The sequence below is a fragment of the Ruegeria sp. K11 genome (genome assembly GCF_056531905.1).
Genome location: NZ_JBQFMP010000013.1, coordinates 15,890 through 31,252, shown reverse-complemented (window position 1 = coordinate 31,252; position 15,363 = coordinate 15,890). Strand labels below are relative to the sequence as shown.

At 53.5% G+C, this 15,363-nt stretch carries 16 protein-coding genes and 1 pseudogene; 12 read left to right on the top strand and 5 right to left on the bottom strand.

Going from position 1 to position 15,363, the window contains the following annotated elements; genetic code table 11:
* Positions 1–684: 684 nt before the first annotated feature.
* The 6 genes and pseudogenes from ACR0K4_RS18465 to ACR0K4_RS18440 all read left to right on the top strand — a co-directional run bounded on the left by ACR0K4_RS18465 (position 685) and on the right by ACR0K4_RS18440 (position 5,739).
* Positions 685–1,038 (top strand): roadblock/LC7 domain-containing protein, encoded by a 354-nt coding sequence (locus ACR0K4_RS18465; RefSeq protein ID WP_480855145.1) that lies wholly within the window; start codon positions 685–687, stop codon positions 1,036–1,038.
* A 108-nt stretch (positions 1,039–1,146) separates the two neighbouring features.
* Entirely contained in the window at positions 1,147–1,824 is a 678-nt protein-coding gene (locus ACR0K4_RS18460; protein ID WP_480734350.1) for a response regulator, read from the top strand.
* Complete coding sequence (locus ACR0K4_RS18455; RefSeq protein WP_480855144.1) at positions 1,811–3,220, top strand: HAMP domain-containing sensor histidine kinase; 1,410 nt, start codon at positions 1,811–1,813, stop codon at positions 3,218–3,220. Before ACR0K4_RS18460 ends, ACR0K4_RS18455 begins: the two co-directional genes overlap by 14 nt.
* A gap of 13 nt (positions 3,221–3,233) precedes the next feature.
* Positions 3,234–3,563: a hypothetical protein gene (locus ACR0K4_RS18450; protein WP_480855143.1), complete on the top strand. Its 330-nt coding sequence runs from the start codon at positions 3,234–3,236 to the stop codon at positions 3,561–3,563.
* Between the two features lie 300 nt (positions 3,564–3,863).
* Positions 3,864–3,977 (top strand): annotated as a pseudogene (locus tag ACR0K4_RS18445) (integrase); the annotation flags it as partial.
* A 301-nt stretch (positions 3,978–4,278) separates the two neighbouring features.
* Positions 4,279–5,739 carry a pyridoxal phosphate-dependent decarboxylase family protein gene (locus ACR0K4_RS18440; protein WP_480855142.1) on the top strand — a complete coding sequence of 487 codons (1,461 nt, stop codon included), beginning with the start codon at positions 4,279–4,281 and terminating at the stop codon, positions 5,737–5,739.
* A gap of 225 nt (positions 5,740–5,964) precedes the next feature.
* Here the strand turns inward: ACR0K4_RS18440 and ACR0K4_RS18435 are convergent, their stop codons facing one another.
* From ACR0K4_RS18435 to ACR0K4_RS18425, 3 genes are all read right to left on the bottom strand, one after another.
* A complete protein-coding gene (locus tag ACR0K4_RS18435) occupies positions 5,965–6,237 on the bottom strand; it encodes an HlyU family transcriptional regulator (RefSeq protein ID WP_480855141.1) in 273 nt (90 codons plus the stop codon).
* A gap of 386 nt (positions 6,238–6,623) precedes the next feature.
* Positions 6,624–7,736 carry a linear amide C-N hydrolase gene (locus ACR0K4_RS18430; RefSeq protein WP_480855140.1) on the bottom strand — a complete coding sequence of 371 codons (1,113 nt, stop codon included), beginning with the start codon at positions 7,734–7,736 and terminating at the stop codon, positions 6,624–6,626.
* Positions 7,737–7,854: 118 nt separating this feature from the next.
* On the bottom strand, positions 7,855–8,343 hold the full coding sequence (locus tag ACR0K4_RS18425; RefSeq protein WP_480855139.1) for a hypothetical protein: 489 nt from the start codon (positions 8,341–8,343) through the stop codon (positions 7,855–7,857).
* 153 nt (positions 8,344–8,496) lie between these two features.
* Here ACR0K4_RS18425 and ACR0K4_RS18420 point away from each other — a divergent pair, with 153 nt between their 5' ends.
* The 3 genes from ACR0K4_RS18420 to ACR0K4_RS18410 all read left to right on the top strand — a co-directional run bounded on the left by ACR0K4_RS18420 (position 8,497) and on the right by ACR0K4_RS18410 (position 11,361).
* Entirely contained in the window at positions 8,497–9,162 is a 666-nt protein-coding gene (locus ACR0K4_RS18420) for a Crp/Fnr family transcriptional regulator (RefSeq protein ID WP_480855138.1), read from the top strand.
* Positions 9,163–9,573: 411 nt separating this feature from the next.
* Positions 9,574–10,239 carry a LysE family translocator gene (locus ACR0K4_RS18415; protein WP_480855137.1) on the top strand — a complete coding sequence of 222 codons (666 nt, stop codon included), beginning with the start codon at positions 9,574–9,576 and terminating at the stop codon, positions 10,237–10,239.
* 417 nt (positions 10,240–10,656) lie between these two features.
* Positions 10,657–11,361 (top strand): SDR family NAD(P)-dependent oxidoreductase, encoded by a 705-nt coding sequence (locus ACR0K4_RS18410; protein ID WP_480855136.1) that lies wholly within the window; start codon positions 10,657–10,659, stop codon positions 11,359–11,361.
* A gap of 128 nt (positions 11,362–11,489) precedes the next feature.
* On the opposite strand, the gene ACR0K4_RS18405 is transcribed toward ACR0K4_RS18410, so the two are convergent.
* Positions 11,490–11,885 carry an ACT domain-containing protein gene (locus ACR0K4_RS18405; protein WP_480855135.1) on the bottom strand — a complete coding sequence of 132 codons (396 nt, stop codon included), beginning with the start codon at positions 11,883–11,885 and terminating at the stop codon, positions 11,490–11,492.
* A 371-nt stretch (positions 11,886–12,256) separates the two neighbouring features.
* Between ACR0K4_RS18405 and ACR0K4_RS18400 the strand changes: the two genes are divergently transcribed.
* The 3 genes from ACR0K4_RS18400 to ACR0K4_RS18390 all read left to right on the top strand — a co-directional run bounded on the left by ACR0K4_RS18400 (position 12,257) and on the right by ACR0K4_RS18390 (position 14,721).
* A complete protein-coding gene (locus ACR0K4_RS18400) occupies positions 12,257–13,033 on the top strand; it encodes an MBL fold metallo-hydrolase (protein WP_480516731.1) in 777 nt (258 codons plus the stop codon).
* Positions 13,034–13,121: 88 nt separating this feature from the next.
* Positions 13,122–13,850 carry an SDR family oxidoreductase gene (locus ACR0K4_RS18395; protein WP_480855134.1) on the top strand — a complete coding sequence of 243 codons (729 nt, stop codon included), beginning with the start codon at positions 13,122–13,124 and terminating at the stop codon, positions 13,848–13,850.
* 1 nt (position 13,851) lies between these two features.
* The gene (locus ACR0K4_RS18390) at positions 13,852–14,721 is read left to right on the top strand and encodes a sigma-70 family RNA polymerase sigma factor (protein WP_480855133.1); all 870 of its coding nucleotides are present in this window, start codon (positions 13,852–13,854) and stop codon (positions 14,719–14,721) included.
* Between the two features lie 205 nt (positions 14,722–14,926).
* On the opposite strand, the gene ACR0K4_RS18385 is transcribed toward ACR0K4_RS18390, so the two are convergent.
* The gene (locus ACR0K4_RS18385) at positions 14,927–15,343 is read right to left on the bottom strand and encodes a YybH family protein (protein WP_480516737.1); all 417 of its coding nucleotides are present in this window, start codon (positions 15,341–15,343) and stop codon (positions 14,927–14,929) included.
* Positions 15,344–15,363 lie beyond the last annotated feature (20 nt).

Below are 15,363 nucleotides of genomic sequence, written 5' to 3'. Positions count from 1 at the left end.
TTAAAGATCCTGAATAATTCAGTTAAACTGAATATCGCTTCTACACTCATCTGTCGGTTTGTATGAGTCGTGGGCAAGCATGTTAAGCATCATCATCTGCGCGATCGCATATGCCAGCTTTGAGTGCACCAACCTGTGGTGCGTCCTTGCAGGTGACAAAGGCGATGCGATCTCTCCGCTACTCGCGTGTCATACACCGTTTGGGTATTGGTCGGTGCTGAGTGCTGCACGGCTGTTGTGGCAAACTGCGGATGTCGTGCCGATACAAACTGCGCCGACGTTTCGGTTGCAGGCCGCCACGCTCGCCTTGCCGCGTCGGCGTGCCTCCGCGCCAAGAGCGCTTCCGCAGATCGACGAGCAACTCATAGACACGTTGCTGCACCATACAAACAGCGTGATGACTCCGGGCGCGAGGCCGCGGACCACGTCAGTGATGTTCTAAACGATGCTGCTTTCATACCCCGGAAACAACTTTCCACCTAGAACCGACGAGTGAAGACGATGGAAAAAAACAAACAAAGCTCTCTATCGGCCGCCACGCGGTTTGGCGAACGGTTCGGGCTGGTCCGCACATATACGATCAAAATCCCGGGCACTGGCCCTGCGAATGAAGAATCTGAGCCGCGAAATGGCACCTCTGACAGAAAAAGAGCTGCCGGTTTTAACCTAACGAAGGAGAAGATGATGTCTTTGGACATATCAAAACTCAGTGAAATCAAGGGCCTGATTGGTGCCTGTCTGGTTGATAGTGACACCGGCCTGACCCTTGCAACCGAAGGCGGAGCTAAGTTCGATCTTGAAACCGCAGGCGCGGCGAATGTGGAAGTTGTGCGCGCCAAACTGCAGGCCATTGAAGCGCTGAAGCTGAATGACGTGATCGAGGATATTCTCATCACGCTGGGCAAGCAGTTCCATCTGATCAGGCCCCTGGAAAAGAACCCGAATATCTTCGTCTATGTGGCGCTGGACAAGAAGACCGCCAATCTGGGTTTGGCCCGTCTTCAGGTAAAAGCCGTCGAAGAGACGTTGAGTTTATAAATGACCCCCTCGCGCCAACGGTTCAGGCGCAGTAATGTGCCTGAACCACCCGTACGAGGGCTTGTTGCGTCAGCGTTGCTTTCTGCAATGTGATTGAAAGCCGGAACCATGAAAATTCTAGTCGCCGAAGACGATGTCAAAACCGCGGAGTTCGTGATCTCAGGGCTCCGCTCCAGCGGGTTTACGGTTGAGTGGTTCGAGGATGGGCGCGATGCTCTGTCATACTGCCTGTACAACCAATGCGATGCGGTGATCCTTGACCGGGTGCTGCCCGGCATGGACGGCATGTCGATATTGAAAGCGCTGCGCGCGGCGCAAAACCAAACGCCGGTGCTGTTTCTGACCTCAATTAGCGACGTGAGTGATCGCGTCGAAGGTCTGACCGAAGGGGCGGATGATTATCTGGTCAAGCCGTTTCACTTCTCAGAGCTTCTGGCCCGTCTGCAGAGCGTGCTGAAACGGCGCACCGACAGGGTGGAGGCGACGGAATTGCGCGTTCTGGATTTGTCGATGGATCTACTGAAACGTCTGGTTCGCCGACAGGATCAAACGATCGATCTGAAACCACGAGAGTTCGCGTTGTTGGAACTCCTCATGCGCAACTCGGGCAGGATCGTGACCAGAAACATGATCCTCGAACAAGTTTGGGATTACAACTTCGATCCGAACTCGACCGTGATCGAGACCTATATCAGCCGTCTCAGAACCAAAATCGACAAACCGTTCGAGGTCGCGCTTTTGCATACCATTCGAAATGTCGGATACAGCCTCCATGGACCGCGCTAGTATTTTCTCGGGCGCGCCGTTTAGAACCGCGTGCTATGCGGCGCTCGTTGTCTGGGTCATCACGGCGGTGTTTGGATACGCTGCCTATGTCGCGCTGAAAGACACGCTGCGGGCAAATCTCGAGCAGCAAATTCTGGAAGAGGAGCTGCTGCTGCATGAAATCCTGCTGGATGGCGGCACAGACGCGCTCCAGCGCGCGGTCGACCACCTGAACAGCCCGAACCGAACCAGGCTGCATATAATTGCGCTCTTCGACAAGCATAACTCTGCCCTTGCAGGCACTGTGGCCAAGATACCCGAAACAAATGGCTGGCACGAGGTTGACCCTGATTTTGTTGAGATCGGGGGCGGCAGCCCTGTTTATCTGCTCAGAGCATCCGACTACCTCGGGTATCGCACCGTAGTCGCACGCAGCATGGCATCGATGAACCAGGCATTAACCACTCTATGGGAAAGCCTGGTGCTCCTCACCATTGCAACCACCATCGTCGTTCTCGGGCTTGGCTATTGGGTAAGCTATTACAGCTACGGCAAGCTCAGGCGCATTGAAAAAACACTCGACATGGTTTCCAAAGGGAATACTGAGGCCCGCCTTCCGGTTTCAAGCCTTAACGATCAGATTGATCGGGTATCACGCCTTATGAACCGTCATCTGGATCGGTTGTCCAGTTTGATAATCAGCACGCAGACCACTGCCGTCACCATCGCCCACGATCTAAAGACTCCTCTATCCCACGGATTTCTGGCACTGCAGCAGGTTTTTGCGGAGCTGGACTATGGCGGCGACCCACGGCCAAAATTATTTGAACTGGAACAAGAGCTCAAACGGCTCAGCGCCGTGTTCGACACCATTCTCAGGATATCGCGGATCGAAGCAGGTACTTATAGACGGCCGTTCTCGACCGTTAATCTGAGCGCCCTGGTCGCTGATGCGGTCGAGACCTTCCTGCCCGTGGCCGAAGATCAGCAGATGAACATCACAGCGGATTTCAACGCCGATACCATACTGGTCCGGGGTGACGAGCAGATGCTGAAGCAACTTCTGGTCAACCTGATCAACAACGCGATCAAATACTGCCCGCCCCAAGCCTGGATACGGGTCTCGCTTGTGGCCAGCAACGACTCGGTGGTGCTGGAGGTCTCAGATAATGGCTTTGGCGTGCCCGGCCCGCTTCTTGATAAGATATTTGACGCGTTTTACCGCGTCGATGGGCATCGTAAGGAAAGCGGAAACGGCCTGGGTCTGGCGCTGGTCAAAGCCGTCGCCCTACGGCATGGCGCTAAGATTTCAGCCAATAACAACGATCCCGGGCTGAGGATTAGCGTCAGCTTCGGTAAACCCGAAGTGAACACTGTAGAAAACGACGTGTTCGATGGTCGTAAGACGAAAACGTGAAACGAGGTGTATTATGCTGGGAAAACTGGTTTTGATGAGCGGCGTAGCCTGTGCTTCGAGTGCCGTTGCAAGCGGAATGGAGTTTCACTGCTTATCAGATGTAACAAGCGACGAGATCAGAATTTCACAACACGAAGAAGGCGCAGACGCGCAACTAGTGTTTCACGACATCAAAGGGTCTGCGACGATCGCGCATGGCCTTGATGGTGTAACCTTTATCCATATCAAAGAAAACGAAGTCTGGACGCTCGCTCTACATTTCCCCACGATGAAGTATGAACTGTCCGCACATGGATCAGAAAACCTCGAAGATCATGGTCAGTGTACGCAAAACAGCGAATGAGTTGAGACCATTGCAAGAATACGCTCGCGATCTGAGCAATCCTCACCGCACCGGGTTGGTGTAAGACGACTTTTGTGCGCCCTCATTGAAGGTCGGCTTTACGTCGTTCCAATTCCCGATCGTAACCGTTTGCTAAGGCTCAAACGGATGGTCGTGCAGTTCGTGGTGTAAGCAAAGTGCCCTTGTAGTTTAGTTGCACCAATTATTAGGCACTGACGTTCGGTCATAGGTTCTGTAGAAATGTCATCCTCACGACCTGCCTTCTTTGAGAAAGCTCTCCATCTCGAAGCGGCCATCTATAACCTGCGTGCCGTTCAGCTCCTACTTGGTCACACCATGATGGACAGCACGGTGCGCTACCTCAGTGTGGAGTTAGAAGATGCCCTAGCGATTGCTGAAGCCATTGAAATTTGACTTCATCGGGCCGCCGTCATAGGCGGCCCATACCCGCCGTTGACCATAACATCCTAGTGCTGCTCTGCAGCCCGTCAAACGAGCCATTCGCTGCTAGTGCGAAATCTCAAGCGACCGGAACTCACAGTCGACGGGAGAAGCTGCCGTTGCAACTGATTAACTGAATGACTGTTTCCGAGCCCAGTCTCACTCCGTGCCTCTGACAAGGCTATTGGATTGCAAATGCAGCCCTCACTAAGCATGGTCTCTGAACACTTTGTCGAGAACTTGTGCCAAAAGTACTTTTGGGAGGAATTGATTAATGTCTGAAGGGTCATTGTTTGAGAGTCTGGACCCACCAAACTGGGAGAACACACGTGAGCAAGCACATCAGATTGTGGATGTCGCTATTGATCATACGCGAGACGTTCGAGATCGTCCCGTTTGGTCTGACATACCGGAAGAGGTGCGCAAAAGATTTCTGACGACTGTTCCTGAAGAACCGGCACCATTGGGTGAAGTTCTGGATGAAGTAAAAGAAACGGTTCTTAAGTATCCCATGGGTAATATCCACCCTCGCTTCTGGGCATGGTACATGGGCAGCAGCAATTTCACAGGAGCCATGGCCGATTTTATTGCAGCGGTTCAGGGGTCAAATCTAGGCGCTGGCAACCACGTTGCAGCTCTGATCGATAAACAAGTGGTCTCATGGTTCCGGGACATGATTGGGCTGCCCAGTGGGTCCAGTGGCACTTTGGTCTCCGGTGGCTCGGTCGCAAACCTCATCGGGTTGACCGTCGCCCGCAATGCTCTCGCTGGGGTCGATATCCGCGAGGAAGGCGTCGCCGCGCTACCCAAAGCTCTGCGATACTATTGTTCTGATCAAGCGCATAGCTGTCATCAGCAAGCGATGGAAACACTTGGCTTGGGAAACAAGTCTCTGGTTCGTATCCCCTCACGGGCTGATCTGACAATGGATGTGTCAGCCCTGAAAGAAGCAGTTAGAGCCGACCTTGCAAACGGCCTGAAACCGGCTTGCGTTATTGCGACGGCAGGCACAGTAAACACTGGCGCAATCGACGATCTTGCCTCAATTGCCGAGTTTTGTGAGGCAGAGGGTCTTTGGTTCCACGTAGATGGCTGTATCGGTGCCTTGCTTGCAATCGCGCCCAAGAACCGCTGGCGCGTTGCCGGAATCGAACGCGCTGACTCGGTCGCTCTCGATCCGCATAAATGGATGCACGCGCCGTTTGAGGTTGGTTGTGCACTCGTGCGGGACAAGTCAGCACATCTGAAAACCTTTTCATTAACCCCAGAGTATCTTGAACGCGCGACGCGCGGCCTCGCTGCCGCCGAGTTCCTTCACGAATATGGCATTCAAACCTCTCGCGGCTTTAGGGCGCTCAAAGTCTGGATGTCGTTGAAAGAACAAGGCCTAAAAAAATTCGGGAGACTGATTGATCAGGATATCGAAAAAGCCCAGTATCTGACCGAGCTGATCGAACGGACACCCGAGATTGATCTACTGTTCCCGACGAATCTGAACATCGTGTGCTTTCGCTATGACATGGGAAATCAAAGCGAGGCGGAGTTGAAGGCGATCAACACTGAGATCATGCTGCGCCTTCAGGAAGAAGGTATTGCTGTTGTGACCGACACGACCGTCAAAAACAGGCACTGTTTGCGGGCGGCAATGAACAATCACCGGACCCAGCGCCCCGACATTGAACTATTCGTGTCTTCAATCTTGAGGATTGGGGCGCAAGTCACAGCAGAGGGCTAGCAAACTGAAAGTCGGCGTTCGGTCTTACTGCAGCATCGGTCAATTTTTGGGCTCTTTGCAGACCTCGGAGCAGAAGCAGCATAAGCCCCTGCCCCGCTTGCCACGACCCAGCCATCGGCCCTTAGCGGATTTTGCCTATGTAACTCGATGCGGCGGCGCAGCGTCACCGTATCAGCCATTCACATGGTACCCGCGGATCGCACCGTGAACTTCGACCTACCGCTTCTATGAGCCGAAAAGGCGTCCGCCTTGCTCGTCAATCACCTGCTTCGCCTTTGCGATGCTGAATCTTTCAGCCTGCTCCCGGCTTTCAAAGACATCCGCCCTGATCACCGTATGGGTCTTTCGATCTCCGTCTATGATCTTTTCGATACGGACCAAAAGGCGGTACTTGCCGCCCTCGGGCATCAGGTCAGGGAAAATCTCGAACCCTTTGTACGATACCGGCTCCGGCTCAGACTTTTCGCTGTTACCGAAGAGTTTAGAAAAAAAGGACATTGGGCGGCTCCTTTCAGCATTGCTAGGACCGGAGACTAGCGCGGCTTAGCGCAGGCGTTAAGCGACTCGTGTTATCACCTCAGTGGTCGTCCATCCGGTGGTACGCTCTGTGCGTGGTCTCAAACGTCCCAATCCACGGGGAAAGCCCTTTCCTCTGCACCATTCTCACATTTGCGGATCGGCCCTAAACCGAAGTTGAATGATCAGTTTGGTTTCTGCATTCGCGCCCGCTTTCCGGCCGTTCGGCGCGAATGCAAAGCCGTGTATCTTCGGACCCACGATCTGTGAACTATGGCGTCATTCGTTCTCCTGCATGGGCTGGAAAGCGAGAATAAACGTGCCCCAGCCCACGGCTGAAGCACGGTGGTCCTGAATTCCGGAGCGTTTTAGAAATCTCCTGTTCGGTCGTTAATGACAAAGTCGGTCTCGGACGGCACGAATTTGGGGGCCGTCAGACCTTCCAGCGCTTGTTTGACATCTACACTCTGCACCGTTTGAGACTTGTAGGTCTTGAAGTGATACACGCGGTTTTGGGTGTCAGAGGCTGCAGTCCAAACCGTATAGTCTGTATGCACACCTTCTGGTGTTGGCGCGCGCACGGCCCCTTTGGGGATATCAAACATATTCAGAACGTGGAACGCCTGAAAGATCGTCTCAGCTGCCGTTTCCGTCGGAAGGGCGGTTTCCTTAAACGCGACCGCGCGTACAAAACGGGACGGCGGCGTAAAATCACCGGGCAGACCAAGCATGCCAGTCCCTTCGCCAAAGGCTGACAGTGTTTCACTGCCAACGGTGATCGGTTCGCGATTTTCGGGGCGAATGTTGAGGTAATTACGTAGGTTGGTCAAATGCCAGTCATAGGTTGGATTGTTGGTTATGACGCCGACTGTATTGTCGAAAATCTTGAGCCCCTCGTCGGTCTGCTCGATCACAATCGCTGCGCCGGATGCATCAACGACCGTATAATGGACCGGGGCGTAGCTTCCGATGACATCAATATGGCTTCCAACCAGTTCAATGGTCGAGATCGCCTTGCGCACTTCTTCAACTGTACTGAACTGCCCCAGAACCCAGTTCCCAAGCTCTTCTGATGACACCGCGCGGTCGCGATTTTCATCGCTTACCTCGCCAAAGACGGCGTCCCCAGCGAAGTAGAATATACCGAAATACAAGCCTTCAGTATTCATGCCATCCACGATGATCGGATATCCAAAGGCATTCGCGCCCAGAAACCCATATTTGGTGGTGTAGGTGAAGCCAGCCTCGTCGGGGTTGGCCTGCAATGTGGTGATCTCGGTTCCGGCAGGAACGGCATACAGGTCCGATTGCACATCAACACCGAACTCCATTGTCCGGGCCGGAACAATCGCGCCATCTGCCGCGCTTAGAATAATCCCGGTGCACGCATAGGCATGTCCGCCGGTCAGCGCGATGCAGACTGATAGCAACAAAAGCCTGAGGTTTTGCAGAATTGGGTTTGGTGTCCTGGATCTATACATGAGAAAATCTCCATTTTTAGGTCGTACGAATTTCAGATTGCAGATTACCTTTGAGACACACCTTGGCTCGCTCAACTTCACTTATTCGGCTACGCAAGCAAGCCAGCGCCTTTCGCAGTTAGTCACCGACGGCACCGAGGTATAACTTCAGGTCAACGAGAATGCGTTGCAGGGCCATAACCTCGCTCAATGTTTCCTGCGCTTCGCGCGCTGTCGGCGCGTTATGGTCATTTATCGCGTTGGCCGCAGCCATTAATTTGGCGAATTGCTGACTGAGATCAATGATCTGATGTGGCAGTCCAAGCTTGTTAAGCTCATTCAGCCGAATGCGCCTTTCGTCCCCGCCATGCCCCCGGAACTCCCTGATGGCCTCGGTCACATATGGGAAACTGGACACCTGTTCGAGGATAGCCACCGACGTCAACGGCATAAGCCTGTCGCCGTATTCGGCGTTTCGCGAATAGTACCGGCCCAGTGTTGCTTTGGATTTTCCGGTCAAAGCGCCAGCGGCTTCGATGCCCATATCCTTGACCAAAAACTCAGTATGCTTTTTCAGATAAAGCCTAATGTCCTGTTCCGTCGCAGGATCTGGCTGTTTCGCTTTCATTCGTCCGTCCTGCAGCACCAGAAGGTGCTGACACCTGTAAGTAAAATTGCTGCACCTCTTGGCGCAAAGCATACGTTCGAAATAATGACCTTGTATTGCCCGATCCGATGACTCAGATTGTTCCGGGCTGCACAATGTTGAGATTTTTTTGGAATGGCACCTCCGATTCAAGCACGATGGCTGGCCTCGGCGCCCGATGATCTGAAAAGCGAAGTGATCGCAAAGTGTGATCGACTGACTTTGCAGCAAGATCAATCCATTTACCGCGCCGGGGATGAGGCCGGTGGAATATACGGTGTCATTTCCGGTCGCATTGATCTGCACCTGCTCCACCTGCGCGAAGGGCGTACTTTGTTGCACTGCGGAGGTCCGGGAGGTTGGATCGGAGATATGGCTGCACTTTCGGGTGAACCCCGGAAGTTCGAGCTGATTGCGGGCCGCGATAGCGAAGTGCTGCGGCTCACGCGTAGCACTTTGATGATGTTATGCGAAGCCCACCCCATTCTCTGGCGCAACCTGGCAGAGATGGTGAACACCAACATGCGCATGGGGTTTAACACCATCGAAATGCTGCGCACCGAGGACCCCACGGCGCGGGTGGCCACATGCCTGGTGAGATTGAGTGCCGGTGGCCCCGGTTGGGGTGGTACGATCTCGGTCTCACAAAGTGAACTTGCATCGCTTTGCGACATCGCCCGCAGGCGCGTCGGCATCGCCCTGGAGAAGCTGGAAAGCCTCGGCTACATCAAGCGCAAATATGGGCATGTCGAAATCACGGATGCGAGCGGTTTGGCAGGAGTATTACCCAAAGGGCACTAAGGTACTGATAGCACAACGCCTTGACCCAGCCCTCGACTGTGGCTGTGCTGAATACCAGTTTCATAGCACAGCCCTGCATGTGCCAGAAACTACAGGCACATCATAGTGCGTCCTGAGACGGGTCTACCGCATCCGCAGACGTTTCGCCGCAGCGTGATCCGGTAATTTGGGCATCTGGATCATGAGGAATACCAGGGGTCGGCGACCCTCAATTGCTGCGGCGATCCTTCTTTACAACTCTACTAAACCACTCGTACCTATCGGTTACTAAGAAGACAAATAAGGATTGAATACGGGGAAAAAAATCCTGAAAGGTATCCAGATGGTGTCTACGTTCATAGACTATCTGAGAAGCAGCCATCGCTGATCAAACAGTACCTTCTGAGTTTGAGCTGGATATCTCTCTGTCCCATGGCAATATGCGACACCGGATCAACGGAGGGCAGTACACTGTACAATTTAGAGTTTTTCCTCACTCTCGCTGGTTTTGGCTTGTTTCACCTGCTGGCCGTTATCAGCCCAGGGCCGAGCCTGATTGTTGTGACGCAGACATCTATATCGTCTTCCAGAAAGGCCGGCATCTTGAACGCGCTTGGTTTCGGCGTTGGATCGATCATATGGGCAGTCGCCGCAATCTTCGGGCTCAATATTCTGTTTACCACCGTGCCCTGGATCTATCTGGTCGTGAAAGTCGCTGGCGCTCTTTATCTAATCTATCTGGGGTTTAAGCTACTGACGAGCCCCGGCATGAAAGCCATTGATGGGAAAAGTGTCGCCTCAAAGTCGCCAGCCGTCAGTGCGTTTTTCAAAGGCCTGATGATCCAGCTTTCCAACCCAAAAGTTGTGATTTTCATGGGTTCCATCCTGACGACCCTCCTACCGCGCGAACCAGCGGCTGAACTGTTATTCTGGGTTGTTGTGGTGATCTTTCTAAACGAGTTCATTTGGTACAGTTCGGTCGCGTTTGCGTTTTCCATCGAGCGCTTGCGAAACGCTTACGCAAAAGCGTCCAAAATGGTTGACCGAGCGGCCGGCGTTTTTCTCGGCGGGCTAGGGATCAAAATACTATCACAATAGATCAAACCTCTTTGCAGCAGGCCACGCTAGCAAAACCCTCTGAGAAAAAGAAGTTTGCTATTGGCGCCGACCGCAGCACCTGTGGAACAGGCTTATTGTGTTGAAAAACTCGTAAATCCGACCGACGCGAGCTGTCTCCGCCTGCCGAAACTACCACTCGTTTACTTTGCAGCATCCGTCACTTTGGGCTTTCTTTGCCGACCTCGGAGCAAGCGCGGCGTCTTGGCAGCAGGCAGACCCGTCTTAGATGTAGACCGGCCCATAAGAGACATTCACAACCCACCTGAATTTCTGCGGTCGCAGCCCGAACCAGACATTCGAAACAAGACTTTGCGAGTATTGCTGCCCTTCAACGAGCGAACCAAAAAGTTTTGTGCTACGATTGCAGAGAGACGAAAGCTGTAAGGAGAAGAAATCATGGATGGCAAGGTTTGCGTCATCATCGGTTTTGGCCCTGGCTTAGGTGCGGCTTATGCTGAGACTTTCAAGCAGGCCGGGTACACTCTCGCACTGTTGAGCCGTTCAGGCGCCGCATGCGATGACGAGGGTTCAACTGATACGTCAGTTCGATCCTACAGGTGTGACGCTGGAGACCCGGATAACTTGAAAAAAGCGCTTTCTGCAGTCCAGAACGATCTAGGCATAATTGATGTCGTTATCTACAACGCAGACCTCGCACAGTTTGGAACGCTTGAAGACGTTTCGGAGCTCCAGTTCGAGCAGAGTTGGCGCGTCGGGGCTCTTGGTCTTTTTACCGCCGCGAAGCTTCTAGGGCCTCAGATGGTCAAACGCGGTTCCGGGGTGATCATTGTATCGGGCGCGACCGCTGCGCTACGTGGTAACGTTTGGACGACGGTTTTTGCGCCTTCAAAGTCTGCCCAACGCACGCTCGCAAATGCACTGGCCAAGCAACTCGGTCCAAGCGGAGTACATGTGGCGTACATCGTTATTGACGGTGTGATCGACACAGAGGACACACGGACGAACTTTGCTCCAGACGAACCCGACGAATTCTTTATCAAGCCAGCCCGGATTGCGGATACAGCTCTAATGTTGGCCCGACAAGACAAGTCAGCCTGGACATTCGAACTCGACATTCGACCCTTCAGAGAAAAGTGGTAACTCACTGACAGCCCTAACCGGACCTTCATCGTTGGGCTTTGCAAACTCCGAACTGCGGGACAAAGTGACCGTTTCCACCAAGCATTCAAACGGCAGCTATGTGCGGTGAACTCACCATCAATTTCGGATCAAGAAGCGGACATCTCTTGCAAGACGGCCATGGCATCATTCTCTCGTCCGTCCGGAACGAAAATATGATCATGAAAGATACCCGACACCGGATTCACGCCCATTTCGTGCTTCGCCAACTCCGACGAAATGCGAGCCATGAACCCTACGGCCTCAAGGGAAGAGTGGATGTTCAGAGTAATCATCCTGCAAGGGAACTCGTAGGTTAGGCCGTGCTTTTCAGCTTCGGATTTCAACATGATTAGTGAGGTTCCTTCGGCTTCTTCAAAAACCATGCGGGGCGAAAGACCATGGGGCATTTTTCCGGGCTCAACTGTAACAAAAACGTACAATCCATCGATAAGAGTCGCCGAAATCGACCTTATCAATTCGTCCAAGTTTGTCTCACCAACCATGTATCACTCTCTTCCGTCTATTTTTGCGGCTGCTATTTCGATGAACCTGCCGTGGATCGACAGCAGAGAACAAGCTACTAGGCACTTTGAGATTTTGCCAAGGTTTCTGGACATTGGTCGATTTTGCAGCATCCGTCAAAAATGGGCTCGTTGCCGCCTTTCACTACTTTTTACATCAGTGACCGGTTACATCCCGAAGCCGACCTTCAAGATCCGACTTTGCAATTCTCGTGTTGCGGACTTTAGCTAACCTTCGCCGCACCTGAGCGAATGGCTGCTTGTTCGGCAGATTTCAGATTATCTTTTTGCGCCCCGTTTGGGGCATGTGATGTGTCTTCCTTCTGAGAATTTCACTTCAGTGGGAGAACAGTGTGTGTGATCAGGGAACAAGCGTCATGCCTCATGGCGCGCTGGATGAGGTTTTTCCAAGCATTTGGTTTGTTGAGGGCAAGTGGACCATGCCAGTACCCATGCGTCCGAGCATTTCGCGGTCGATGATCGTGGTGAAGACACCAGGGTCGGGCGAGCTCACACTTGTGAACAGTATGCGTCTGTCAGAAGACGGTTTGGCAGCGTTGGATGCAATTGGGCCTGTAACGTCCGTGATCCGGCTGGCCTCGATGCATGGCGCTGATGACGCCTTCTATCGCGAGCGATACAACGCCACCGTCTATGCGCTTGAAGACACCACCTATCAGCGCGGTCTGAGCGCAAACGCGGACGCCGCGCAGTCCTACTTTGCGCCGGATGTTTTCTATGGCGCCAGTACAGTTCTGCCCATACAAAACTGTCGCGTCCTGATTATGGATAGCCCCTCACTCCGCGAGGCGTCCCTGCTGATCGAAGATCACGGCGGTATCTTGTTGAGCGGAGACTACTTTCACAACACACCGGTGCCGACCGAATACAACAATCGTGCCGCCAAGGTATTTCTGAGATTGGCCGGGTTGTTTCGCCCTGCGAATATTGGCGTGGCCTGGTTCATGATGACCAAACCAGAGGCCGAGGATTTGCTTTCGCTTCTCGATATTGATTTTGACCACGTGCTGCCCATCCATGGTAAGCCTGTGATTGGCAATGCGAAGGCACAATATGAACCGGCCATTCGAAAGTTTGCGCGCAAGGCAGCCAAAAGAGCTCAAAAATAGCGGATACTCAAAAAAATTCTAAGACCGCGCCCCGTTCTCTGTCCACCAGGTGTCTTACCTTCAATCGGCTGACAAAGAGGAGATGATAGTGACCAGGAAGATACTCATCCTCGGCGCCGGACGTGGCGTGGGCCGCGCAACAGCAACCGCGCTTTCCAAAGAAGGGCACAACGTTACCGCTGTGGCACGGACGCAATCGGATCTGGAAAGTTTAGCAGCCGAGACCCCCGGCATCACAATCGACGCCTGCGATGCATCAAGAGAGGGCGCGATTGCAGAGCTTTTGCGACGCCACTCGCCCGAAACTGTGCTGCAAATCGGCGGCATCAAACCAAAGATGGGCATGTTGAGTGGGTATAGTTGGTCAGAGTTCAGCGCCCCATGGCACAGCGATACCAAAATGAGCTTTGACCTCGCGCAAGCCGCCCTCAACAGCGCTCTGCCTAACGGCGGCAGCGTGATCGCCTTCGCAAGCGGTGCTGCGTTGAATGGTTCACCATTGTCAGGTGGTTATGCGGGTGCCAAGCGAATGCAGCATTTCGTTATGAACTATGCGCAAATGGAAGCGGACAAACGCGATCTTGGGCTGACCTTCACTACCGTCTATCCCAATCAATTGATCGCGGGCACCGAAATCGCTAACGAGGCCTCCGCCGCATATGGCAAGATGCAAGGCGGAGATGCCGCCAGTTTCATGAGCCAGTGGGATGCCCCGCTGACACCCGATGGCGTTGCCGTTCACATGCGTGCTTTGGTGACCAAACCCCAAAAGGGGGCTTTTGGCGTCGATGGGTCCCGCATGGTAGCACTGTCGTGACATGAGCAACGCGCAGTTTTCGAAAGACAACGATCTGAACGCCGAGATCGCCAAGCTGCGGCCGGAATTGCACCGTTTTCTGTCGCGCATGATGGGATCGGTATTCGACGGCGAGGACGTGCTGCAAGACACACTGGTCGCCGCATTGCGTGCGCTCGAAGCCGGAACCGAGGTTGAGAACTTGCGGGCCTGGTTGTTCCGGATTGGCCGTAACACTGCGCTCAATGCCATCCGTGCGCGCAAATCGGAGCAGGCTATGAAGGACCGACTGACGCAATTCGAAGCGATCACGCGCACCTTGCCTCTATCAGGCGGTACGTCCGACGCACTGCGCCCGCTGATGGCCTTAACACCCGGGCAGCGCAGCGCTGTAATCTTATTTGATGTTCTGGGCTACAACGCCACTGAAGTCGCCGAAATCTCGGACACAAGCGTCGATGCGGTGAGATCTGCGTTGAAACGCGGACGCGCCGCATTGCGCACTACGCCGGAAGCCAAGCCTGTTGTGCTGAGCGACAAGGACAAGGTGCTCCTGGATCATTACACGACCTGCTTCAACGCACATGACTTCGATACCATCCGGGCCATGCTCGCGGACGAGGTGTCCCTGGATGTGGTCAGCATCGAACATCGCAGGGGTGCCATCCCGGTGGGCGGTTATTTCACCAACTACTCCAAGGCCACCGATTGGCTCATGGTTCCCGGCCAAGTTGATGGCGCGCTGACGGTGCTGGTCTTCGACCGCGAGACTCCGGGCAACACGCCCCTTTACGTCATTCGACTGACATTCGCCGATCGTAAGCTGCTGAGAATTCAGGACTTTCGCTATGCTCGATACCTCATGCAAGATGTCCACTGGCAACGTCTGTAGCCCTGTTCCCGGAAGAAGAGTTGATCCAACAAGACTTTCCGGCGGCATTGCCGCACAGCCCGCTCACCGAAGTATGAGTAACGCAAGGAGAACACATGACGTAAAAGCCATTCGCTGCGCGTTGCTCGAACTGGTAAGATGCGGACAGAAGCCGACTTTTACCAGACGACAATCAATGTCCGCTTTATGACTTGTTCGGTTTGCTTCACTTTTTTCCCTGCCAGCCGGAAGTGCAGGTTACAGCAACAGTAAATCGCCAGCCATCGTCAAATCTCCGAGCTACATAGTGCCCATCTATCACTTCGATGGATGATCCATCCTTCCTGAGACGCGCCACACTCTTCGCATCAACGACCGCCATCTGCTCCCCACAGGCTTGAGCCGAAATCTCGCTGACTTCTGTGTGGCTGAAACCGTCTGCTTCCAGTCCTGCAAATACCTTCTCGAGCAGCACAACAAAACTGGCCCTGTCAGAAATCGGTATATCTATTCCGGGGAGAGCGTAAAAAGCGGGTTCTGAAAAACAATTGGCGACGCCCTCAAAATCACGACTGTTCCAAGCACTCAGAAACTGAACATAGAGTGCTTGAATTGCATCCGTCGGGTCTGAAAAGTTCGACATTCTTAATCTCCACCTTGTTT